26 protein-coding genes and 1 pseudogene are annotated in these 19,910 nt (G+C 60.8%); 13 read left to right on the top strand and 14 right to left on the bottom strand.

All coding sequences use genetic code 11. The features are described from left to right. Positions 1-120: 120 nt before the first annotated feature. Positions 121-1,053, top strand: a complete 933-nt coding sequence (locus FFM53_RS07280; RefSeq protein WP_138387863.1) for a LysR family transcriptional regulator — start codon at positions 121-123, stop codon at positions 1,051-1,053. A 359-nt stretch (positions 1,054-1,412) separates the two neighbouring features. Here FFM53_RS07280 and FFM53_RS07275 read toward each other — a convergent pair whose 3' ends face one another. The 5 genes and pseudogenes from FFM53_RS07275 to FFM53_RS07255 form a co-directional block, all read right to left on the bottom strand. Beyond that, positions 1,413-1,787 carry a VOC family protein gene (locus tag FFM53_RS07275; protein ID WP_130701419.1) on the bottom strand — a complete coding sequence of 125 codons (375 nt, stop codon included), beginning with the start codon at positions 1,785-1,787 and terminating at the stop codon, positions 1,413-1,415. Positions 1,788-1,897: 110 nt separating this feature from the next. Next, the gene (locus tag FFM53_RS07270) at positions 1,898-2,518 is read right to left on the bottom strand and encodes a glutathione S-transferase family protein (protein WP_173883552.1); all 621 of its coding nucleotides are present in this window, start codon (positions 2,516-2,518) and stop codon (positions 1,898-1,900) included. Further along, positions 2,511-2,996 (bottom strand): SRPBCC family protein, encoded by a 486-nt coding sequence (locus FFM53_RS07265; protein ID WP_138387862.1) that lies wholly within the window; start codon positions 2,994-2,996, stop codon positions 2,511-2,513. The genes FFM53_RS07270 and FFM53_RS07265 overlap by 8 nt, the downstream gene beginning before the upstream one ends. Next, on the bottom strand, positions 2,989-3,321 hold the full coding sequence (locus FFM53_RS07260) for an ArsR/SmtB family transcription factor (RefSeq protein ID WP_138387861.1): 333 nt from the start codon (positions 3,319-3,321) through the stop codon (positions 2,989-2,991). The genes FFM53_RS07265 and FFM53_RS07260 overlap by 8 nt, the downstream gene beginning before the upstream one ends. Before the next feature lie 95 nt (positions 3,322-3,416). Beyond that, positions 3,417-3,579, bottom strand: a pseudogene (locus tag FFM53_RS07255) (SRPBCC domain-containing protein); the annotation flags it as partial. A gap of 141 nt (positions 3,580-3,720) precedes the next feature. Here FFM53_RS07255 and FFM53_RS07250 point away from each other — a divergent pair. Together FFM53_RS07250 and FFM53_RS07245 are read left to right on the top strand one after the other, a co-directional pair. Then, positions 3,721-4,083 (top strand): ArsR/SmtB family transcription factor, encoded by a 363-nt coding sequence (locus tag FFM53_RS07250; RefSeq protein WP_138387860.1) that lies wholly within the window; start codon positions 3,721-3,723, stop codon positions 4,081-4,083. Beyond that, positions 4,064-4,558 carry an SRPBCC family protein gene (locus FFM53_RS07245; protein ID WP_138387859.1) on the top strand — a complete coding sequence of 165 codons (495 nt, stop codon included), beginning with the start codon at positions 4,064-4,066 and terminating at the stop codon, positions 4,556-4,558. The genes FFM53_RS07250 and FFM53_RS07245 overlap by 20 nt, the downstream gene beginning before the upstream one ends. Positions 4,559-4,707: 149 nt before the next feature. Here FFM53_RS07245 and FFM53_RS07240 read toward each other — a convergent pair whose 3' ends face one another. Then, positions 4,708-5,442 (bottom strand): phosphotransferase enzyme family protein, encoded by a 735-nt coding sequence (locus tag FFM53_RS07240; protein WP_138328682.1) that lies wholly within the window; start codon positions 5,440-5,442, stop codon positions 4,708-4,710. A gap of 119 nt (positions 5,443-5,561) precedes the next feature. Then, complete coding sequence (locus FFM53_RS07235; RefSeq protein WP_138387858.1) at positions 5,562-7,496, bottom strand: adenylate/guanylate cyclase domain-containing protein; 1,935 nt, start codon at positions 7,494-7,496, stop codon at positions 5,562-5,564. A gap of 374 nt (positions 7,497-7,870) precedes the next feature. Between FFM53_RS07235 and FFM53_RS07230 the strand changes: the two genes are divergently transcribed. Further along, positions 7,871-8,251: a hypothetical protein gene (locus FFM53_RS07230; RefSeq protein ID WP_138328680.1), complete on the top strand. Its 381-nt coding sequence runs from the start codon at positions 7,871-7,873 to the stop codon at positions 8,249-8,251. A 176-nt stretch (positions 8,252-8,427) separates the two neighbouring features. Here FFM53_RS07230 and FFM53_RS07225 read toward each other — a convergent pair whose 3' ends face one another. From FFM53_RS07225 to FFM53_RS07215, 3 genes are all read right to left on the bottom strand, one after another. Next, complete coding sequence (locus FFM53_RS07225; RefSeq protein ID WP_138387857.1) at positions 8,428-9,006, bottom strand: DUF308 domain-containing protein; 579 nt, start codon at positions 9,004-9,006, stop codon at positions 8,428-8,430. 233 nt (positions 9,007-9,239) lie between these two features. After that, a complete protein-coding gene (locus FFM53_RS07220; RefSeq protein WP_138387856.1) occupies positions 9,240-9,869 on the bottom strand; it encodes a hypothetical protein in 630 nt (209 codons plus the stop codon). Between the two features lie 71 nt (positions 9,870-9,940). Next, positions 9,941-10,531, bottom strand: a complete 591-nt coding sequence (locus FFM53_RS07215; RefSeq protein WP_138328677.1) for a TetR/AcrR family transcriptional regulator — start codon at positions 10,529-10,531, stop codon at positions 9,941-9,943. Positions 10,532-10,728: 197 nt separating this feature from the next. On the opposite strand from FFM53_RS07215, the gene FFM53_RS07210 reads away from it, so the two are divergent. From FFM53_RS07210 to FFM53_RS07200, 3 genes are all read left to right on the top strand, one after another. After that, positions 10,729-11,448 carry an SOS response-associated peptidase gene (locus tag FFM53_RS07210; RefSeq protein WP_138328676.1) on the top strand — a complete coding sequence of 240 codons (720 nt, stop codon included), beginning with the start codon at positions 10,729-10,731 and terminating at the stop codon, positions 11,446-11,448. A 74-nt stretch (positions 11,449-11,522) separates the two neighbouring features. Further along, positions 11,523-11,843 carry a hypothetical protein gene (locus FFM53_RS07205; protein ID WP_138387855.1) on the top strand — a complete coding sequence of 107 codons (321 nt, stop codon included), beginning with the start codon at positions 11,523-11,525 and terminating at the stop codon, positions 11,841-11,843. Beyond that, entirely contained in the window at positions 11,840-12,076 is a 237-nt protein-coding gene (locus FFM53_RS07200) for a hypothetical protein (protein ID WP_138387854.1), read from the top strand. The genes FFM53_RS07205 and FFM53_RS07200 overlap by 4 nt, the downstream gene beginning before the upstream one ends. A 25-nt stretch (positions 12,077-12,101) precedes the next feature. Here the strand turns inward: FFM53_RS07200 and FFM53_RS07195 are convergent, their stop codons facing one another. Beyond that, positions 12,102-12,929, bottom strand: coding sequence for an oxidoreductase (locus tag FFM53_RS07195; RefSeq protein ID WP_138387853.1), 828 nt, complete (start codon positions 12,927-12,929; stop codon positions 12,102-12,104). Between the two features lie 79 nt (positions 12,930-13,008). Here FFM53_RS07195 and FFM53_RS07190 point away from each other — a divergent pair, with 79 nt between their 5' ends. Then, positions 13,009-13,947 carry an AraC family transcriptional regulator gene (locus tag FFM53_RS07190; RefSeq protein ID WP_138387852.1) on the top strand — a complete coding sequence of 313 codons (939 nt, stop codon included), beginning with the start codon at positions 13,009-13,011 and terminating at the stop codon, positions 13,945-13,947. A gap of 22 nt (positions 13,948-13,969) precedes the next feature. Here the strand turns inward: FFM53_RS07190 and FFM53_RS07185 are convergent, their stop codons facing one another. Then, positions 13,970-14,572 (bottom strand): TetR/AcrR family transcriptional regulator, encoded by a 603-nt coding sequence (locus FFM53_RS07185; RefSeq protein ID WP_138328671.1) that lies wholly within the window; start codon positions 14,570-14,572, stop codon positions 13,970-13,972. Between the two features lie 51 nt (positions 14,573-14,623). On the opposite strand from FFM53_RS07185, the gene FFM53_RS07180 reads away from it, so the two are divergent. From FFM53_RS07180 to FFM53_RS07160, 5 genes are all read left to right on the top strand, one after another. Continuing rightward, positions 14,624-15,073 (top strand): VOC family protein, encoded by a 450-nt coding sequence (locus FFM53_RS07180; protein ID WP_138387851.1) that lies wholly within the window; start codon positions 14,624-14,626, stop codon positions 15,071-15,073. Next, a complete protein-coding gene (locus FFM53_RS07175) occupies positions 15,070-15,489 on the top strand; it encodes a nuclear transport factor 2 family protein (protein ID WP_138387850.1) in 420 nt (139 codons plus the stop codon). The genes FFM53_RS07180 and FFM53_RS07175 overlap by 4 nt, the downstream gene beginning before the upstream one ends. Before the next feature lie 14 nt (positions 15,490-15,503). Next, positions 15,504-15,977, top strand: a complete 474-nt coding sequence (locus FFM53_RS07170; protein ID WP_138387849.1) for a nucleoside deaminase — start codon at positions 15,504-15,506, stop codon at positions 15,975-15,977. Between the two features lie 162 nt (positions 15,978-16,139). Beyond that, positions 16,140-16,664: a hypothetical protein gene (locus FFM53_RS36245; protein WP_246413107.1), complete on the top strand. Its 525-nt coding sequence runs from the start codon at positions 16,140-16,142 to the stop codon at positions 16,662-16,664. 29 nt (positions 16,665-16,693) lie between these two features. Beyond that, positions 16,694-17,152, top strand: coding sequence for a hypothetical protein (locus FFM53_RS07160; protein WP_138387848.1), 459 nt, complete (start codon positions 16,694-16,696; stop codon positions 17,150-17,152). Positions 17,153-17,257: 105 nt separating this feature from the next. Here the strand turns inward: FFM53_RS07160 and FFM53_RS07155 are convergent, their stop codons facing one another. Together FFM53_RS07155 and FFM53_RS07150 are read right to left on the bottom strand one after the other, a co-directional pair. Then, complete coding sequence (locus FFM53_RS07155; RefSeq protein WP_138387847.1) at positions 17,258-18,139, bottom strand: dienelactone hydrolase family protein; 882 nt, start codon at positions 18,137-18,139, stop codon at positions 17,258-17,260. A 197-nt stretch (positions 18,140-18,336) separates the two neighbouring features. Then, positions 18,337-19,371 (bottom strand): NAD(P)H-dependent flavin oxidoreductase, encoded by a 1,035-nt coding sequence (locus FFM53_RS07150; protein WP_138387846.1) that lies wholly within the window; start codon positions 19,369-19,371, stop codon positions 18,337-18,339. Positions 19,372-19,910 lie beyond the last annotated feature (539 nt).

Raw genomic sequence — 19,910 nt, 5'->3', positions numbered from 1 at the left:
TGGAGATCCTTTCGAGACAGATGTGATCGGTTGCTTTTGTTGAGGGGATCATGCCTCGGCCGCTATCATTCCGGAAATTTATTTCTTTGATTTCAGATATGCGTTCGGCAATATATCTGGATGAAGTATGACCTCAACCTTCTCCCTGTCTTCGTGGCGCTCATGGAAGAGCGCAACGTCACGCGCGCAGCCGAACAACTGGGCATGACGCAGCCGGCCGTCTCCAACGCCTTGAACCGCCTTCGCGAGACGCTGCGCGATCCGCTGTTCATCCGCGAGCGCTATGGCATGAAGCCGACTGAGATGGCAGAGGCACTTGCTCCGGTGATCCGCACGGCTCTGGCGAGCCTCGATGACGTCATTCTCGGTCAGCAGGCGTTCGATCCGGCGCGAGCGACACGGCAGTTCACCATCGCCCCCAACAGCTACGTCGAGTTCGTGCTGATGCCGGTGATCGTGGCGCGGCTGCGCGAATGCGCTCCCGGGATCAGGCTGCGCCTGACGCCCTTCGGCAATGATCTGGCCGAGACCGGCGCGATGTCAGGGGCGACGGAAATGGTGCTCGGCAGGATCGTCGAGCCGCCTGATAACATGGTCGTGCAGCATCTCATGGATGATGGGCTGGCCTGTGTCGTGCGCAAAGATCATCCCGAGATCGCCGAAAGCATCTCCGAGGAACAGTATCAGCGGATGCGGCATGTCAACGTGCTTCCGCCCGGCCGGATGCGCGTCGGCCTGTTCCAGATGCTGCAGCAGGCAGGCCTCAGGCGCGACGTCTCGGTCTCCGTCACTCATTTCCTGGCGGTCCCGGAAATGGTGGCCGTCACGGACTACTGCGCGACGCTGCCCCGGCTGATCTGCCATCGCCTTGCCCGCGACCCGCGTCTCAAAGTCCTGCCCGCACCGGTCGATCTCGGCAGCTTCCCGGTCGAGCTGGCATGGCATGTCCGCTACCGAAACGACCCCGCCCATCGGTGGCTGAGGTCATTGATATCAGAGGTGGCAAAGGATGTCTCCGGCGCTCCGGTGGCAGAAGCGATGGCTGGAAATTGAAACGGCTGTCCGAGACCTCGGCTAGGCCTTCACGGGCGAATTGCGGGCCAAACCGGTGTTGATGGCACCCGATCATGTCGGCATACGTCGCTGTTCCGGCTGCGGACGCCACCCCGCGCTCCGTCGTCCTCGGGCTTGACCCGAGGATCCATTCTGGCCTCCTCCTTCCGGGAAGTGGATGAGGCCAGCGCCTGCCTGATAGCGAGTATCTGCTTGGTTTAAAGACTATCTTGACGGCCGCTTTGCCCGGATTCACGATTCCGAAGGCAATCCAGTCGAGCTGTGGGAGCCGGCGCAGGATTGATGGTACATGGGTCGCTCTCGACCATGCTGTCCAGTAGGCGCTGCTGAAGGCTAACTCATTTCGTCGGCTGCGACCGTACGGTCAGTTTATTTCCGTCAGGATCGCGAAGATAGGCGACGAATGACCCGTTCGGACGTTCCCGTGGCGGGCTTTCGATCGCTGTGCCACCATGCGCAGTACCGGCGGCATGCCACGCTAGAACATGGTCGGGGCTCGCGGCGGCGATACCGATAGTCCCACCGTTGGCTGCGGTCGCCGGCTTGCCATCAATCGGTTTCGTGATCATCAGCCGACCACCCTCGTGGGCATAGATCAGCCTGCCTCTTGCATCCATCTCGCCGGGCTTGCCTCCCAAGGCAGCGAACGTGGCGTCGTAGAAGTTTCTGGCCCGCTCCAAGTCGTTGCTTCCAATCATCACGTGGGTGAACATGCTTCATCTCCAGAAAGGTAGCCAATAGATCGGTGGCCGATCTCGATAAATTCACGTGCCTTTGCCAACGCCTTTCACCCTGGCAAAAGAGGTCCTTCGCTCGTGCCCTCTTAGGCTGGGAAAGGGTTTCGCCACGCATCCAGTTGTTCAAGCCGTTCGTACCACGCCTGTATATGCGTAAACTCGGAAACTGGAATCTCAGCAGAAGTCGCATAAGGAAGTGCGGCGGCCAATGCGAAGTCTGCCACAGTCAGTGTCTCCCCGACGGCGACGCTGTTGTTGGCCAAATGATCGTCGAGCACGCGAGCGTGGAGCCGAAAACTCGTCTTCGCATCGTCGATCACGGCGACGTCAGGCTCCCCGCCGAACAACGGCTTGATCAAGGTTTCAAACCACAGCGTTGCTCCGTGCCGGGTGAAGTGACTGGCATCCCAACTCAACCAGCGCAGCACGTCGATTTGCCGGTGGTCATGCGGCCAAAAATCCGATGCGACGCTGTCAGACAGCCTGCACATGATGGCGTTCGCTTCCCATAAAGTTCCCGCATCATCCTGCAGCACCGGCACTTTCCCGTTCGGGTTAAGCGCCAGGAATTTTGGACTGCGCTGTTCTCCGCTTGCCAGGTCAACCCTGACGAACTCGACGTCGGCTTTGAGATAACGAGCGGCGGCGCAGGCCTTCCGGGGATTGAGCGTCTCACAGTAATAGAGCTTCATCGCCGCCTTAAGCATGATCCGGCCCTTCGGATTCAGTTCCGAGAAACAAGCTCAACCGCTCGAGACTTTGCGACCAGCCGGCTTCATGACCCGCAAGTGACGATGCGCTATCAAATCCACTCTGCCGAAAAGTCATTTCCGTACCTCCGTCGCTTTCCCTGAACGTGATGGTGACGACCGTTTCCGGGCTATTTTCGCCGGTTGCGAGTTCCCAGGCATGAGTGAAGACAAGCCTGTGCGGCGGCTCGACCTCCAGATATTTTCCGCGGACCCAATGCTCTTCTCCATCTGGCGCGATCAGACAGGCGCGGTGTCTACCGCCGGGCCAAGCTTCAAGCTGGTCGCCCACCGCCTTGAAACCGTGAGGACCGCACCACTGTGCTAACGCTTTCGGGTCGGTCCATGCCCTGAAAACCAGATCGCATGGAGCATCAAACCTTCGGACGAGAACTAGGTCGCGGGTATTGGCGGTGTCGGTCTCTTGATTAGTCATTGTCGTATCCTTGTACCTTGGACAGATAGTCATCGAGACGATCAAAGCTTTGATCCCAGAAGCCTCTGTAATCGGCGATCCAATCAGCAACCGTCTTCAACGCGGTCGGCTCGAGGACGCGGGGACGCGAATTCGCTTCACGGCCGGAGCGGATCAATCCGGCCTGTTCCAGGACCTTGAGATGCTTTGATATGGCAGGCTGAGACAACTCGAAGGGATCAGCGAGTTCAGCCACCGTCGCCTTGCCGTTCGCAAGCCGCCCAAGAATTGCTCGCCTTGTGGGATCGGCGAGTGCGGAGAAAATCGCATCGAGCTTGTCGTCCATATATCACCATTTAGCTATATAGCCATATGGATATATTCTGTTCAGCGAAATGTCAAAGGCAATTTTGCGTGGGCGAAATCACGGGGCAAAAATCGCTGGCGCAGGGTCAGAAACGTCTTGCCGTCAGCCTGCTCATCGAAGGTCACCGTGGCGCGGAAATGCTCGGGGTCGCCGGGATTGGGCGTGCCATAGTCCATCACGATCCGCTCGTTTCGGCACGAACTTCAGAAAGTGCATGAGGTTCGGGAAGCGCTGCGCGGCCTGGAAGCCGGCTGCACCGTCAAGGCGGAAACCTCATCGAGCGGCACCAGCCACCTCACTTTCCAACGCTAGCCGATCGCCTGAGGCGGATCTCGGTCCCTTGCATGACGCCGATCTGCGTGCTAGACACTGAACTATATGGTTCAGTTTTCGACAGCTCGCCTTGACGCCTCTTTTGCCGCGCTCTCGGACGCCACGCGACGCGGCGTTCTGGAGCAGCTCGGGAGTGCGGATGCTTCGATCACGGAGCTCGCAGAGAAATTCCACATGACCCTCACGGGCATGAAGAAGCACATTGGCGTCCTGGAGCAGGCGGGGCTGGTGACGACGGAGAAGGTCGGCCGTGTGCGGACCTGCAGGCTGGGATCACGCGGGCTCGAGGAAGAGGCGGCCTGGATCGAAGCGCGCCGCCAGATCTGGAACGCACGCTTCGACGCGCTTGATGACGTCATCGAGGCACTAAAACGGAAGGAGAAAGTCGATGGGGGACAGAGCGAGTAACGGCCGCACGGTGGTCGAACGGAGATCGGAGCTTGAACTCGTGGTGACGCGCACCTTCAACGGCCCGGTTCGCCTCGTATTCGACGCGTGGACCAAGCCCGAATTGTTCAAGCTGTGGTGGGCGCCGAAGTCGATGGGCGTGCCCATTCTTTCCTGCGAGATGGATGTTCGCACCGGGGGCAGCTATCGCATCACGTTCGGACACGACGCCGCCGACGCCATGGCCTTCTTCGGCAAATATCTCGACGTGTCGCCGCCATCGCGCCTCGTCTGGAGCAATGACGAAGGCGGGGAGGAGGGCGCCGTCACCACGGTGACCTTCGAGGAAGAGGACGGCAGGACGCTGCTGGTGCTGCGGGAACTCTATCCCTCGAAGGAAGCGCTCGACCAGTCTTTCGTCGGTATGGAAGACGCGTTGCCCGAGCAGTTCGAGCAGTTGGATGAACTTCTCATCACGCTCAGTGCGAGCGTGTGACAGCTCGACTCATTCGGCCATGCCTCGAACAGGACGAAACAGGGAATTGGCGCAGCGTGACTGCTTCCTGAAGTCCGCCGCCAACCCATGTTCCGCTGGCGATGGCGCAATTCACGGGTGGATGCCGCCTGTCGATCCGGCGAAACTACTCAGACCGCCCGAACCTCGGCAAGCCGCTTGACTGCGTATTCGTCCTGCCAGCAGACGGCGGCTTCCCATGCGGCTGAGGCTTGCGCGGCGATGTCATGTGCGCCGTCGTCGAGATCGGCAGCATTGTCGGGCAGCACCAGGTCAAGGTCGGGGACGTCGACATGTGACTCATCCCAGTCGATCAACGCGACCCGATCTGCAGTCATGCGGACGTTGCCGGGGCTGTTGGGGTTGCCGTGGACAACGCATGTCTGACGCCCGATGAGCCGTGCCCACGCCGCTCGACATCGAATAACGCCCTCAGGCGGCATCGCGGTAAGGTTGATCCTCGTTCCGGTTTCGGTATGCAGGAGGTCGCTCGACGACCGCCAGCCCGGGCGCTGCGGCCAGCCCTGCGTCAGCCGATGCAGCTCGCGCAGCGTGTCGGCGACGCGACGCCAGTCGGACTTCGTCTCGGGCGGTCCGCCCTCCATGTATTTCATCACCACCAGCCCGTCCACGAACAGCCGGCCGTCAGTCGTCGGCATCGGCACCGGAACGGTCATGCCTTCACGGTCGAGGTATTGGAGCAGCTCGGCTTCCCATGCAAGATCAGCGTCGCTCCTGGAGCCGAGACGAGCGACCGCGATCTGCCCGTTTAAGCGAACGCTCCACACGTCGTTGGCAACTCCACCGGTGAGCGGTTCGATGCGAACCGCGTCTTCACCCCATTGCCCGAGTGCTTCCCATCCCATTGGCGATACCCTTGGCGGCCATGATTAAATTGACGGAAGAAATAGAGAAAGTTTGCGACGCCACAAGGCCGCTGGCGGCGGGCGCGAAGCTGCCGTTGGTAGCAACCCGAACGCCTCATTCATTCCTGCGGCCTCCGGCCTTCCTCGACAAGTTCCCATAAATCGACCTTCTCGCCGCGCCCCTTGAGCTGCACCAGGCCAAGCGGGCGAAGGGCGAAGCGATCGGCGACGGCCTCGTATATGGCGGCGCTCACCAGGATCGAGGTGTTGAATTCCTTGTTCAGTCCTTCCAGCCGTGAGGCGACATTGATCGTATCGCCCATGGCTGTGTACTGCTGTCGCGAAATCGCGCCGAAACTGCCGACGACCGCCGGGCCGGTGTGCAATCCAAATCGCGTGATGAGCGCGGGACGGCCATTCCGGCGGTTGGCTTCATTCAACTCGTCGACCGCCGCTTTCATGGCCAGCGCGCATCGGCAGCCGTTTTCGGCATGTCCGGCATCCGGAACAGGGGCGTTCCACATGACGAAAATGGAATCGCCGAGATATTGCACGACAGTCCCGCCATTGTGCTCGGCGATAGTGTTCAAGAGTTCGAAATAGGCCGACAGCGTATCGACCACGTCCTCGGGCGAATGCTGCTCGGATATGGTGGTGAAGTCGCGAATGTCGGTGAACAGCACGGTCACATCCTGCCGCTGCGCCTTGACGGCGGTTCTTCCCTTGGGATCGATGATCCGCCTGACGACTTCACGCGGAACATAGAGGGCAAACTGGCTGATGGCATGGCGGCTTGCCGCCAGCGCGCCTGCGAGCGTGTTGATCTCCGATATGAAGGAATGGGAGACGCCTTTCTCGCCGACGTCGAGATCGCCGATCCTGCGCGCCTCGTCCGCCAGCCGGTAGAGGGAGCGGCTGACCATGCGCGACAGCATCACGGAGGCAGCGACGCCCGCGATCACGAAGGCGGCCGCAATCAGGAGATTGTGCATGAGCAGCCGATTGGCCTCAGCCACCAGATCTTCCAGGGGCACGACGATTGCGGCGACGCTTCCCTTGAACAGACCGGAGACGCCGACGGGGGCGATCTGCAGGATCTGGCGTTCGCCATCGAGATCGATCCGCACCACGCCGCCATTTGCAAAGGCCGGATCCCGCCTGAGCCTCGCCACCGTTTCGAGGCTCGTGTCGTAACTGTCCGTCGTCGTATCGACGGCAACGGCGCCGTCACCGGCACTTTTCGACCATATGCCGAGAAGCCTGTTCATGATCGCCGGGTCGGAATGGGCGATCAGATCATCGGCATCATCGATGATGTAGGCGCGCGCCCGCGGCGAAATTTCCTGCGCATCCAGCAGGCGGCTGACAGTCATCAGGTGGATGTTGATGCCGACGACAACCTGATCGTCGTCTCTCATCGGTGCTGCGATCGTCAGCGTCGGAAGCTGCAGCGTTCCGGCAACATAGGGTCCGACGGATACTTCCTCGCCCTGCTGGATGACGGATTGGTACCAGGGGCGTTGCCGCGGATCGAATGATGCAAAGTCGACGTCACGCTCGGCGATCGGCCTTGCCTGGCGGTCGAGGAAGCGAAACGTCGATATGACGTCCGGCCCCTGTCTGCGTGCTATCGTGCGGATGGCGAAAGCCGTGCCATCGGGTGCTGCGAGGATCCGGCGGACATCCTGCCTTTGCGTGTTGATGACCTGTAGATACGAGCCGTCAGGATAGCCGGTGTAGACGCTCGTCGCGTTGGGGACATTTCTGAGAACCTCCAGAAAGAATTGCTGTTTCTCCGTGATATCCTGGGGCGGCGGCGAGGTGAGCTGCGGCAGGGTCGATGCCAGTGCCACCGCCTCGGTGCCGCCCTGCAGCGTATTGCGGTACCCCTCGATCAGCCGCAGGCTCATCTCGCGCATCTGCTGCACGCCCGCACTGACCGCAGCATCGCTTCCTTGCCTGAACGCCAGCCAGATGATCGGCGTCGACGTGCAAAGCAGCGATGCGACAACCAGGACGCCGAGATGCAGTCTTAGGGGTTTGGACCAGTGCACGAGATTTCCCCCGAAATGCGGACACGTCTCAGCACACGAAGTATAGTCAACGATGGCAGCTAACCGCTTTTTGAAAACTTACACAAGGCGGTGAGTGTGGCCACACCGCCGCTGCGCGTTTCGGCAGAACAAGATCGGCGACCGTGCGAGCTGTCGCCGATCATGTCCGCATGCGCCGCTGTCCTTGCTCCGGACGCCACCGCACGCTCCTTCCTCCTCCGGCTTGACCCAAGGATCCACTCTTGCCTCGATCAGCAGCGGCATGGATCCCAGGCTCAAGGCCTGGGATGACGGAAGGTGGGGCGGATGATGCCCAAAACGGTCCGCCTTTGCGGCAAGGGGTGAGAAAAGATTGTGGCACTGGGCAAGGCAATATGCTTGATGCCGTTCGCAACATGATTTTATCAGAGCAATCCATGAAATCGCTTATTCCCTTGGCACTCCTCGCCGTTCTACTTTCCGGTTGCACAACGGTGCTGCCTCTGGAGGGGCGGATGGAGAGCGAGGACGAAACGTTCACAGGCTCTGCTATGAGATTTGCAGACGGTGTTACCGACTTTCACATCTGGAGTAGCAAGGGGATTGATTGCCAAGGCTATTCTGGCCGCGTTACCCGCCGCAAGGGCGAAGGGACGTTCACCTGTAATGGCGGACAAAGCGGCTCCTTCTCCTTCACTCGCCCTTCTAAGCGCGAGAAGGGAACCGGCACAGGCTGGATCGGTGATCGCCGGTTCACGTTCACCATCGGATCTTGAGTGAGGCTCGAGGCTGGCCGCCGCCGCAATCAGGTGACAGTCGGCGACCACATGATAGCGCTTCGCTCAAGCGGCTATCACCCCTGGAAAGCCTTCTCCGATCCCGTCGGTCTGGAGATAAGCGGTGCAGGCGGGCCGGCCCGACCCCGCCCCGGCACTCTCCCGCTCCGCTCGCCTCAGGCCCGATTCCGCCGCATCTGCGTGACGCTCCGCCAGACGGCCGACACCAGGAAATAGAAGGCGCCGAGGCCGGCATAGCCGGCAATGTTGGCGATTGACGGCGGTTCCGGCATTTGCGCCTGGGCGATGAAGAACGCGCCTGCCACCGCGGATTGGCCGCCGCTGAGGATCATCGCCCACTGGCCGCCATTGGTCTTCCAGCGCCGGACAGCGGTTCCAAGCTGCAGCAGGCCGGAAAAGATCGCCCAGAGGCCGAAGACGCCGAGAACCCAGTTCATGCTCATTGTCAGCGCGACGATCACGGCCGCCGTCGTCACCGCGCTGACGGCGACGTTGATCGCCTGGCTGCGGTTGTTTGCCAGGCCGCCGTTCCGCGCTGCGTCGATGAGGTTGGCGGCGGCATCCCAGGCCGGGTAGAGGATCAGCAAGGCGGCCGCGACGGCAAGCGACTGCTGGCCGGCCGTCAAGGCGGCTGCGACCCAGATGGCGGAAAAGGCTGCTCGGGTGAAATAATAGCGCGTCAGCCACTCTTCCCTGTCGCCGGACGCGACGGTGGTTTGATCGGTGTTCATCATGATCTCTTTCCAGTGTGATGGTGTTGGTCTGATAGGGGCGGCTCACCGTCATGAGCGGTGGCGTCCGTCATCGCGATTGGGTTTCCTGGGTTTTCGCAACCGCCCCAGCACCGCCGGGCTGCTGCCGCGACGACGTTCTCCGTCGTTCGAGTCCATCGGCTGCGGTCAGGCGACATTCCCCGGTAAATCGCCGGTCGAACCGGGGGCGGCCCGGCCGACCGGCAACGACGTGGTCACATGGGCGGGACCACGCCATTTTTGCCGACAAGCACCTGATGGGCGAGGGGACCCGAGGCAGCCTTCTCGGCGGGGATGAAGACGACGGCGCCGGCAACGAGATCGTCCTTGGTGGCCGGAGCGATGGTCACGACCGGCGTGCCGTCCGGAATGGCGATCTTCTTTTCCTTGCCGTGATAGGAGACGGTGACGGTGCGGCCATCGACGCCCTTGACGGCGTCGGCCACGGTCGCATTGGTCATGCTGCTGTTCGGCTTGAGGTCCCAACCGTAGCTGCCTTCACCCGCACCCTTCATCGCCGGCGGGAAGATCAGCACCTCAAGCGCGCCGTCGCCGCCGCCGTCACTCGGCAGGGATGCGATGCCGACGAAGTCGCCCGGTTTGATGTCGGTGACCGCGGCATTTGCGACGCTCGCCAGTTGCCAGCCGTCGGCAAGCGTCACATCGACGGTCTCTCCTTCGCGGGTCTTCACCTTGAGAACAGAGCCGCTGTAGGTGACGATGCTGCCCCTGACATGAATCTGCTCGGGCTTCTGGTCTTCGGCATGGGCAGGCGCCGCTGGAAGTGCCGCCGTCGCGATGGCGCTGAGCCCCAACACGAGGGCGGGGAGAATGGTCTTGATCATATCGTTCTTCCTACTAGTTGGTAGTTTCGCTGAACGTCGTTGTCGCTCCGGGCTTTATTCCGCCCGGAGCATTATCGGGCGGCGGCCGGAGTAAGCCGCTCCAAGGTGGGGGCCAGAATGGTGGCGAAGATCTCCGGGGTCCCGTAGGCACGGGCCGACAGCATGGCGCCATGGACGGAGGCCATGAAGGCTTCGGCCTCGACGCGCGGTTCGCTCGACAGCGTCAGACTCCCGTTCTCAGCGCCCCGTTCCATCACCGAGGTCAGCCATGCCGACGCAAAGCGGAAGAAAGCCTTGACCTCGGCCGCGACCTCCGGCGGCAGCGCCGGCAGTTCGCTCGCCAGCAGGGCGCAGACGCAAAAAGGCCGGCTGGCGTCCTCGATGCACTGGGCCCAATGGCCCGCATAGGTTTTGAGGAGTGCCAGGGGATCCTTCACATGCTGCTCCAGGCCCGCGATACCCGCCTCGGCATCTTCGCGATATCGCACGACAAGCATGCGCACCAGGTCGGTTTTGCTCGGAAAGTGGTGATGGATGCTGGCCTTGCGGATGCCGACGACGGCAGCAATATCGGCATAACTGAAGCCATTATAGCCTCCGGTCATGATCAGTGCGCGGGCGGAGGCCAGGATCTCGTCTGACGTCGTCAAAAGATTGCTCATAAGTCTATCTACCTTCCAGTAGGAAGGCTGTCAAGCCGAAAGCAAATTTTCCACCGTCAGCGGTCGTCGAGGCGGTCACCGGCTTCACCTTGATGCGGGCGAAAGTGATGATGGCATCGGTTGTAGCGACTGGCCTTGACTCGCCTCGGACACCCAGAACATAATCAGAACACCTAATATACGGAATGGAGTTCTGGATGTGCGGCCGCGTCTATATCAAGACCTCGCTTGAGGAACTGGTGCGCAATTTCGCCTTCGCAGAGCGAGGCGCGATCGATGCGCTCGGGAACCGATTTCCGCGCTACAACGGCGCGCCGACGCTGGATTATCCGATCATCATTCGCGACATGGTCCGCGAGCCTGATATCATGGGGCCGGTGTTCGCCTCGGCGCGCTGGGGTCTGATGCCGGCATGGATGAAGCCGGGTGGGCGGCCGCCGCCGATCAATGCCCGCTGCGAGGGCATCAGTACCAACGGCCTGTTCCGCTCGGCCTACAGATCGCGCCGTTGCCTGGTGCCGATCAACGGCTTCTTCGAGTGGAAGGATATCTTCGGCACGGGCAAGAACAAGCAGCCTTATGCGATCGCCATGGCTGACGGCTCGCCCTTTGCGCTCGCCGGCATCTGGGAGATTTGGCGCAGCCCGGAAGGCATAGACGTCCGAAACTTCGCAATCGTCACCTGTGAGCCGAATGAGATGATGGCGCAGATCCATGACCGGATGCCGGTCATCCTGCATCGAGAGGATTATGAACGCTGGCTATCGCCGGAACCCGATCCGAACGACCTGATGAAGCCGTTCCCGGCGGAGCTGATGACCATGTGGCCGATCGGCCGCAATGTGGGTTCGCCCAAGAATGACACGGCTGACATTATCGATCCGATCGACCCCGATCCGGAACCGACGCTGATCTGAATTCACCGGCTCGGGCGGGAGCCATCCATCAACCATGCGGTCAAAGAGAACCTCGCGAGAGGACAGGACGACGCATGCCAGAACAAATCACATGGAAATCGTGGGAACATGTCAGCGGCCGAGAAATCAAATACAAATGGCGGCACGCCTGGAAGGAGAAACCCGGTGACGACTACGTCGCTTTTGACGGCGATACCCAGATCGGAAGGATATTCCGCTCTCAGGCCGGCGAAGGGATCGATAATCGATGGTTCTGGATCGTGGCGACAGATGGCAACCCTCGACTGGATTGGCCGTCAGCCGGATACGAGGAAAGTGCCTATGTCGCCTCGAGGCGGCTGGAAATGATCTACGAGAGCATCAAAGGCGGGAAACCAAGGACGGCGCACCGATGAGCAACGAAGGCCATTCGAGTGCGCCGGGCGCCAATATGATCGTTGAACATTATTGCGAGCACCGGCATGCCGACGGCACAGGCTGCAAGGAATGGGGAGGCTGGGGCCACAGCCCATCCCCGGCCGTGCCAACGCGCTGGTGGTGCTTTGAGCATTTCCCGCATAAATCATACGAACAGGAGCAGGCACTCAGGCGGAAGTTGGCGGCCGAGGGTGGGAAAATCATCCAATGAGAGCTGGCTGATTGATGTTCCGCCGTCAGCCGTCGGTCGAGACGGTGACGGATTTCCAAGCCTCGATCTCCTGCTGCAGGCGACCGATCCTCTCCGAAACATGCTTGAGGGCGTCGCTGCCGAGCAGCAGCTGCGGCGGTGGATTATCGGATTCGATGAGCTTCAGAACCGCTGCTGCCAGTTTGGCGGGATCGCCGAGCTGCTTGCCGCTGACGGCCTGTCGCGCCTCGCGGATCGGGTCGAAAAGCCCATCATAATCGGCGATCGACCGCTCTGTGCGGACCATCGATCGTCCGGCCCAGTCTGTCCGGAAGGAGCCGGGGCAAAGGGTCGTCACATGCACCCCGAACGGAGCCATTTCCGCGCGCATCACCTCCGATATGCCTTGCAGCGCAAATTTGCTGCCGCAGTAATAGGCGATGCCGGGCATGGTGATCATGCCGCCCATCGAGGTGACGTTGACGATGAACCCTTGGCGCCGCGTGCGAAACCGCGGCAGAAACGCCTTGGCGACGGCGACGGCGCCGAAGACATTCACCTCGAACTGCCGCCGCATCTCTTCGATCGGCGACTCCTCGAGCACGCCCTCGTGGCCGTAACCGGCATTGTTGATCAGCACGTCGACGGGCCCATGCTCGTCCTCCACCTGCCGGACGACATCATCGATCCGGTCGAACTCGGTGACGTCGCAGAGGACCGGCTGCAGGGCAGGCAGGGTTTTGGCAAGCGCTGTGCGCGCGGCTTGCGAGCGGACGGTGCCGATCACCGTGTGGCCCGCCTGAAGCGCCGCAGACGCGATGGCCAGCCCGAAGCCGGAATTCGATCCGGTGATGAAGAAGGTCTTTCGTGACATCAGCATTATTCCTTGATTGAGGATGCGATTTGACAAATAGTATGGAGAAACCGGCGAATCGATTGCGGATTCTCTCAAAATGTTGCCAAATCCTATGAATGGTGATCGTGGCCTATCGAGGCGAGGGGAGATGGTCGAGCTGGCCGGACGTCTCGCCCCTCGTCACGGATACAATCCGACCGCGCTTGCTCCCGTCCGCATATTGCGCACCGAAGCCGTGCTCCACGACATCCCTGTCCTCTATAGACCGGGCGCGGTTTTCGTCCTGCAGGGGAGCAAGCAGGGCATCCTCGAAGGCGAGGTCTTCCTCTATGATGAGGAGCATTATCTGGCGGTGTCGCTGCCCGTCCCATTCCGGATGACGTCGACGGCCAGTCCCGAGCGGCCATTGCTTGCGGTCTATGTCGAGTTCGACATGCAGATGGCAGCCGAGATCGCACTGCAAGTGGAAAAGCATGCCGAACTGCCAGGCGACGAGGCGAGAAGTCTCGTGTCGAGCAGGATGTCTGCTGATATCGAGGATGTCCTGCTGCGCCTGCTGACGGCGCTACGCAGCACCGTTGAGACGGATGTGCTTGGCGCCGGCATTTTGCGCGAACTGCACTACCGCGTCCTGGTCGGTCCGCAAGGCGGCGCGATGATCGCCGCCCTCCAGCAGAAAGGCAGATCCGGAAAGATCATCCAGAGCCTGGCCTGGTTGCGAGAAAACTATGGCCTGGAGGTCGCGGTCACCGATCTGGCAAGAGACGTCGGCATGAGCGTTCCGTCCTACCATGTCCATTTCAAGGGTCTGACCGGCAGCAGTCCGATGCAATACGTCAAGGCGATGCGCCTTCACGAAGCAAGATTGATGATCGCCCGCCAGACGAGAACGATCGCCGAGATCGCGGCTTCCGTCGGCTACGCAAGCCCTGCGCAGTTCAGCCGCGATTTCAAACGGCATTTCGGGCGCACCGCGTCGGAAGAGATCAAGTGGGTCCAGCGCCACCTTGGCGAACTGGGTGGCGATCACGGCTAGGTCGCCTGGTCGGCCGCCTGCGTCACGCGCCCGACGGTGCAACGGCCCGCAACGCAGTCCTGACGATCGCATCGCCGAACTCCGGCGAGACCGGGCGATGGCCGACCAGCAGCCGGAAGAAGACCGGTCCGTAGATCATGTCGAGCAGCGCCTCCATATCCAGCGGCGCAACGATCTCTCCTCGAGCCAGAGCCTCCTCCAGGATGACACGACCCGCGTTGCGGCTCGACAGGATCACCTGATTGCGGAAGGCCTTGGTAAATTCGCTTTCCGGGTCGGCGGCCGCAAGTGCCATCGTGATCTGCCGCCCGCGCGTGCTCGCAAAGGCGGTCACCAGCCCGCTCATTTGCGCGCCGAGAGCCGCCTGCGCCGTGGCCCCTCCAACCTCCGCTTCCGGTAGCCGGTTGACCAGAAGAGCGGCCATCGCCAGTTCCTGCGCGTTGGCCCAGGAGCGGTAGATCGTCGGCTTGCCGACACCGGACCGCGCCGCCACGGCTTCGATCGTCATGCGGCCAAAACCTTCGGCCATCAGGATCTCATGGGCGGCCTCCAAGGCACGCCTCTGCGCGGCAGCGCTTGGCGGCCGCCCTCGTTTCTTCGGTGTTGCGTTATTCTCTTGACTCATATCTTTACGATACGTAACGTTAATAAAGGACCCAGTCAAGGAGGATCATCCATGCCGAGTTTTGCCCGAAAAGTGAGCGCCTACTTCATCGTCAAGGATGCGGCACGGGCCATCGATTTCTACAAGGAGGCTTTCGGCGCCACGGAAGTCTTCCGCATGACCGATCCTTCGGACGGGCGGATCGGCCATGCCGAGCTGCGTTTCGGAGAGACGCTGATGATGCTGGCAGACGAATATCCGGACTTCGGCGCCTTGTCTCCCGATACCATCGGAGGCTCACCGGTAACTTTCCACATGGACACGGTGTCGACCGATGAAGCACTGGCGCAGGCGCTGTCGGCTGGGGCGACGATGTTGCGCCCGGCGACCGACCAGAGTTTTGGCGAGCGGGTGGCGCAGGTGCTTGATCCCTTCGGTCATCGCTGGATGTTGTCGCAAACCATCGAGCAGGTCACGGCTGAGGAGATGCAACGCCGCTGGAACGAGGATATGTCGGCGTGAGTGCCGCAGCCCTTGAAGCGCTCGAGGCGGCTGAGCGCGCCTTCAACGCGGCGATGGTTTCCAACGATCCCGCCCAGATCGCCGCCTGCATCACGGACGATTGGGTGCTGGTGACGCCTGAGCGTGGCCCAATCCCTGCGCAGGCTATTCTTTCGGCGATCGGATCCGGTGTCCTGAGCCACGACACGATGACCAAGACGACGCATCACGTCCATCTGCTCGGCAATGTCGCCACGGTTACCGGTCGCGGGCAGAACACGGGGATGTTCCGTGGCGAACCGATATCAGCCGACGAATGGATCACCGACGTCTATCACCGGGAGGGTAACAGGTGGTGGTGCGTACTGACCCACCTCACCCCTGTTTGCAGCCCCTTGGAAATCGCTCCGATTCAAGACAAGATCATCCCGCTCTAGCTGAGGGGACTCTGATGGAAAACCACGAGCCGTTTTTACGCGAGGCGATTGCACTCTCGAAATCCGCGGTCGAAAACGGCGACGAACCGTTTGGCTCGGTGCTGGTGAAGGACGGCGAAGTCATCCTGCGCGCCGAAAACAGCGTCTTCACCGGCCACGATATGACCAACCACGCCGAGATGAACCTGGTGAAACTGGCGGCACAACACTACGACACTGCTTTTCTCGCCGGCTGCACGCTCTACACCAGCACGGAGCCGTGCGCGATGTGCTCCGGGGCGATCTACTGGTCGGGCATCGGGCGCATGGTGTTTGCGTGCTCCGAAACACGGCTTGGCGAGATCGCCGGGATCGGGTTGAACGTACCGAGCCGGGCGGTGTTGCAAACCGGCGCACGCAACGTCACTGTGGTTGGCCCGACGAACCTCGAAGAAGAAGCCGCCGAAGTCCATCAGCAATTCTGGCCGAAGCATCTGGGCAAGGCTTAGAGCCTCTCAACAGCTCCTGAACCTAGAGCAGAGTGAGAGCCTGACGTCGCGTGAAAACCGCGCACACTTTCGGCATCATGCTCTGGCGCCATTGCCTTGTTTTCTCCGGCATCTGAACTACGGTGCCGGTGGTTTAATGGTGATGACTTTCGGGGTAGTCGAGTGCGTTTCTTTGCAGCTTTGGTGATTGCGATCCTGTTGAGTGGGGAGGGGGCGGTTGCATGCCCTCTCAATGATACGTTGAAGCTTTGCGTCTTGAATGGTCGAAGCCTGGCTGCCCTGCACAACGGCGTCGATCGAGGTGATTGGACCGTTGAAGCGCCTTCTTCTCCCGTCAACCCGACCTCTGAGCCTCGAACCGGCAGCGAGCAATACACGATGCCGAGCGGACTGCGGTTCGCCATGTTTTATCGGGAATACCGAAACCTCTTTTCTGCCACCTGTTCACTCGACTATTTCGGCGTCCTGGCGGCGGATCGTTCCGAGGATCTGCGTTGTTCGAGCGCTGAGCTCGAAGCCTTCGAAGCTGGGCTCGCGGCAGCCTCGTTGGGTTCAGTCACGAAGGACCGCAAGGAAAGCGGCATGGCCTATTTGATCGAGGGTGAGAATACGTGGATGACGGTGGTCGTCGTTGGTAAAGACCTGTTGAATGTTTGGGTCGAGACGTCAGTTCTCAAGAAACCGTAGAATAGGCCGCAGACGTAGAAGGCGCAAAAGTGACCAAGAACCGTAGCAACCCGCGCTCGGGAAAACACACCGCCGACGCTCCAGCGGTCGACGCGTTCACCCGGAGCGCGCTCGCATCGGATCTGACGTGGCTGCCGGATATGACGGCTGTTGGAAAGCCACCGCTTACTGCTGATGCCTATGTAGATGCCTATCTCGCAGATCCCGGCGAATGGTATTGGACGACACTTTTGCTGCATGATCCGAGCGAGATCGTCTTGAAGCGAGTGCTCGCTATTATCGAGCAAGCCCAATTGCCTCGCCACGAAAAAGCGCTCGGCCAATTGGGCGCCGGCCCGCTCGAAGATATGATGTCGGAAGACTTGCTGGACCGTCTACAACATTGGCTGCCGTTCACGCCGGCTATGCGCTATGCGCTCGGTCAGGTTCGAATGTCCAGCGAACCTCCTGTCTTGCAACAGCGGCTGAAGGCCATGCTCTCGCGGTAGTGCCTCCGCGGGCGGCGAGCATGGATCCCAGGCTCGAGGCCTGGGATGACGGAGGGTAGGGGCGCGTTTTACCATATTGCCAGCGACGCGCTCCGAGCCGGGGTTTTAATTCGAGATGTAGTTTCGAAGGAATGTGTAAACGCTGCGGATCGACTTTTCGGCGGCGTCCGGATTGTATTTTTCGATGTGCCCCAACACCTTCCTTCCCACCTTAAACTCCGGGGCATCGAAATCGTGGTAGGTACCCTTGTAGATATTGAGTTCGATGGGCGGGCTATCGTCACTCAGATTGGCAAGCCTCTTCCGGCATCGGTCGGCCGGGCTCCAATTGTCTCGTTCGCCTGTCAAAATCAGGATCGGCACCGTCGCATCGCCCTGAGTTGCCGCGCAGCGGGGATAGTAGGCAACCGCTGCCTGGAATTTGTGGTCCATCAGCTGTTCGTTGCCTTCGATTTTTGTTCCCTCCAGCGTCGCCGTGCCGCCGGTTGAAAAGCCCATTAAGGCGACGCGCCTGATATCGACAAAGCTCGATTCCGATAGAAAAGCCAAAGCGCCATAGGCGTCGAAGACGCGATCGGGGAGATGGCTTTGACACGTGTCCTTGATGTTGCGGGTGGTGAAGCTATCGACGACGAGCACGACGTAGCCCCATGAGACCAGTCGTTTTGGCCAAAGGTCTTTGACGCTCAGACGCATACCCTCGCATCCATGCAGGACGACAACCGCCGGGAAGGGACCATCACCCCGGGGGCGGGATAGATATCCCAGCAGGGGCGTACCTTGCGGTTGAGAAAGAATTTCTCCCTGTTCTCTAGCCTTGCTTATTCGAAATGGGCTTAGCTTTACGGGCGCGCTTTCGAAGTGAACCAGTTCGTCGGCATCAGCCGGGTTTCCAGCGAAGGTGACGCTGAGAAAAGCGACGAGGCAAAGAAAAAGTCTCGTGTTTTTCACTGAACTTCTCCACCGTTTGACCAACAGCCTGCGCATTGTACGCCGGACCTGAAGGCTCGCAAAGCGGCGAGGCGTTCTGCCGCCGATTGGGCCGGGTTGAGTCGACTTCAAACCGGCGCATGACCTGCGATCAAAAGCCCTTGATCACCCCCTGGCACATCCATTATGACTACCGTAAATCCAGGCTGCGAGATTTGTTCGTAGCCGCCACCTCCGACAGGAACTCCAGCCTTTCAGCTCTTTGTCGAGTGGCCACTGCGATGCCCGGATCGCTGCGCCATGATCTCTGCCGCATCCTCGACCAAGGCTCTGACAATGGCAGACGCCGGTAGAATCTCACGCACCAGTCCGACGGACTCGCCGGCGTAAATGGCGAAGTCGTCGATATCCCCCTGACCGCCGCTGAGCAGGCTGGGGAACGAGTAGCGCCGTACGGGTTTGCCGTCGGGTGTGCGTCCGATCTCCTCGCCCTCCCCAGGTCTCGAACCCGACTTGGGGCGCCCCGCCGCTTCCCATACTTCGACTGCGCGGTTCCGCAGCACGCGACTCGGTGCGTCCGGCCAGCCCCCGTCAAAAAGAGTGGTCTCGATCGTCTCACTCGCGGCAGCTTCGATGAGGCGGCGCTTGTAATCGGCGTGGCAGGCCGCTTCAGTCGAGGCAAGAAACCGTGTGCCGATCCACACGCCTGATGCGCCCAGCATGAGAGCCGCTGCAAGACCTCGACCATCGGCAATTCCACCAGCGGCGAGAACAGGCACCTTGCCGGCGACATCGGCCACAAGCGGTACGAGCACCATCGTCGATAGCCGACTCCAAACGTGCCCGCCGGCCTCATTGCCCTGCGCAACCAGAATATCCACACCGAGATCAATCGATCGACGCGCCTCTTCCGGAGTTCCGACGGTGTGGACGACCAGCGCACCTGCGGCTTTTGCTCGATCCACGTAGGGCGCGATGTCACCCCAGAAGAAAGAGATGATCCGAGCGCCGGCCGAAAGCGCGGCATCCATCCGCTGGTGCTGATCCCATTCAAGGGCGAAGTTGGCGAGGAAGGGACCGTCATTGGTAAGCTGCCGCACGGCACCAACGAGCTCTTCGATGCGCTCCGGGCTGTCCCAACTGAAACCAAGCCCGCCGAGGCCGCCGGCGTTGGTCACTGCTGCGGCAAGTTCCGGTTGAGAGGCACGTCCCATCGGCGCCGATACGATTGGGTGGCGAATACCGAGCAAGCGAGTGAACGGAGTGGTAATTGGTCCGTCGGCATCCATGAGGGTGCTTCCTTTTCTGAACGCGCTTGTTGATTGGGCGTCTGAGAGCGGTCATCCCGGCTGTCCGCAGGATCTGCGAAGACAGGAGAATGCAACGCCTTTCGAACGCTAGATAAGCTCGTTGGAGAATGCGGCTGAAGGCCTGTCTATATGCAATGGCTCTAACTTAACATGCTGCTTGCGAGTGAACCAGCTCAAGCGTTCTTCACAATTTGCCGAGTTCGATTCCAACGAGGGCTTGACCCGAGGATCCACGCTGGTCTCCATTGGCAGCGGGCATGGATCCCAGGCTCAAGGCCTGGGATGACGGAGGTTGGGGAAGCGTCCGCCAAACTCCCCACCGGCGCACGAACTGCGCACGACCCCGACCGGCCCTTGATCACCCCCTGGCACATCCGTTATGGCTACCGTAAATCCAGGCTGCGAAATTTGAATCAAGAGGGAATGTCGACCAAGTCGGCGGCACCCTTCGATAGTACGCGCCATTCGCCAAGGCTTGAGAGCCGGCCAGCGTCACTGAGCGACGATCGCGGGTTTGC

Source organism: Rhizobium indicum (assembly GCF_005862305.2).
GTDB classification, from domain to species: domain Bacteria; phylum Pseudomonadota; class Alphaproteobacteria; order Rhizobiales; family Rhizobiaceae; genus Rhizobium; species Rhizobium indicum.
The sequence above is the reverse complement of the archived record's forward strand: the minus strand, read 5'-3'. Positions and strand labels throughout refer to the sequence as shown.

Bases quoted from the DNA above. Each gene is read 5' to 3' on its own strand.
- FFM53_RS07280 (WP_138387863.1), top strand. From the start codon at position 121: ATGAAGTATGACCTCAACCTTCTCCCTGTCTTCGTGGCGCTCATGGAA.
- FFM53_RS07275 (WP_130701419.1), bottom strand. From the start codon at position 1,787: ATGTTCACCCACGTGATGATTGGAAGCAACGACTTGGAGCGGGCCAGA.
- FFM53_RS07270 (WP_173883552.1), bottom strand. From the start codon at position 2,518: ATGCTTAAGGCGGCGATGAAGCTCTATTACTGTGAGACGCTCAATCCC.
- FFM53_RS07265 (WP_138387862.1), bottom strand. From the start codon at position 2,996: ATGACTAATCAAGAGACCGACACCGCCAATACCCGCGACCTAGTTCTC.
- FFM53_RS07260 (WP_138387861.1), bottom strand. From the start codon at position 3,321: ATGGACGACAAGCTCGATGCGATTTTCTCCGCACTCGCCGATCCCACA.
- FFM53_RS07250 (WP_138387860.1), top strand. From the start codon at position 3,721: ATGGTTCAGTTTTCGACAGCTCGCCTTGACGCCTCTTTTGCCGCGCTC.
- FFM53_RS07245 (WP_138387859.1), top strand. From the start codon at position 4,064: ATGGGGGACAGAGCGAGTAACGGCCGCACGGTGGTCGAACGGAGATCG.
- FFM53_RS07240 (WP_138328682.1), bottom strand. From the start codon at position 5,442: ATGGGATGGGAAGCACTCGGGCAATGGGGTGAAGACGCGGTTCGCATC.
- FFM53_RS07230 (WP_138328680.1), top strand. From the start codon at position 7,871: ATGCTTGATGCCGTTCGCAACATGATTTTATCAGAGCAATCCATGAAA.
- FFM53_RS07225 (WP_138387857.1), bottom strand. From the start codon at position 9,006: ATGATGAACACCGATCAAACCACCGTCGCGTCCGGCGACAGGGAAGAG.
- FFM53_RS07220 (WP_138387856.1), bottom strand. From the start codon at position 9,869: ATGATCAAGACCATTCTCCCCGCCCTCGTGTTGGGGCTCAGCGCCATC.
- FFM53_RS07215 (WP_138328677.1), bottom strand. From the start codon at position 10,531: ATGAGCAATCTTTTGACGACGTCAGACGAGATCCTGGCCTCCGCCCGC.
- FFM53_RS07210 (WP_138328676.1), top strand. From the start codon at position 10,729: ATGTGCGGCCGCGTCTATATCAAGACCTCGCTTGAGGAACTGGTGCGC.
- FFM53_RS07205 (WP_138387855.1), top strand. From the start codon at position 11,523: ATGCCAGAACAAATCACATGGAAATCGTGGGAACATGTCAGCGGCCGA.
- FFM53_RS07200 (WP_138387854.1), top strand. From the start codon at position 11,840: ATGAGCAACGAAGGCCATTCGAGTGCGCCGGGCGCCAATATGATCGTT.
- FFM53_RS07195 (WP_138387853.1), bottom strand. From the start codon at position 12,929: ATGTCACGAAAGACCTTCTTCATCACCGGATCGAATTCCGGCTTCGGG.
- FFM53_RS07190 (WP_138387852.1), top strand. From the start codon at position 13,009: ATGTTGCCAAATCCTATGAATGGTGATCGTGGCCTATCGAGGCGAGGG.
- FFM53_RS07185 (WP_138328671.1), bottom strand. From the start codon at position 14,572: ATGAGTCAAGAGAATAACGCAACACCGAAGAAACGAGGGCGGCCGCCA.
- FFM53_RS07180 (WP_138387851.1), top strand. From the start codon at position 14,624: ATGCCGAGTTTTGCCCGAAAAGTGAGCGCCTACTTCATCGTCAAGGAT.
- FFM53_RS07170 (WP_138387849.1), top strand. From the start codon at position 15,504: ATGGAAAACCACGAGCCGTTTTTACGCGAGGCGATTGCACTCTCGAAA.
- FFM53_RS07155 (WP_138387847.1), bottom strand. From the start codon at position 18,139: ATGCGCAGGCTGTTGGTCAAACGGTGGAGAAGTTCAGTGAAAAACACG.
- FFM53_RS07150 (WP_138387846.1), bottom strand. From the start codon at position 19,371: ATGGATGCCGACGGACCAATTACCACTCCGTTCACTCGCTTGCTCGGT.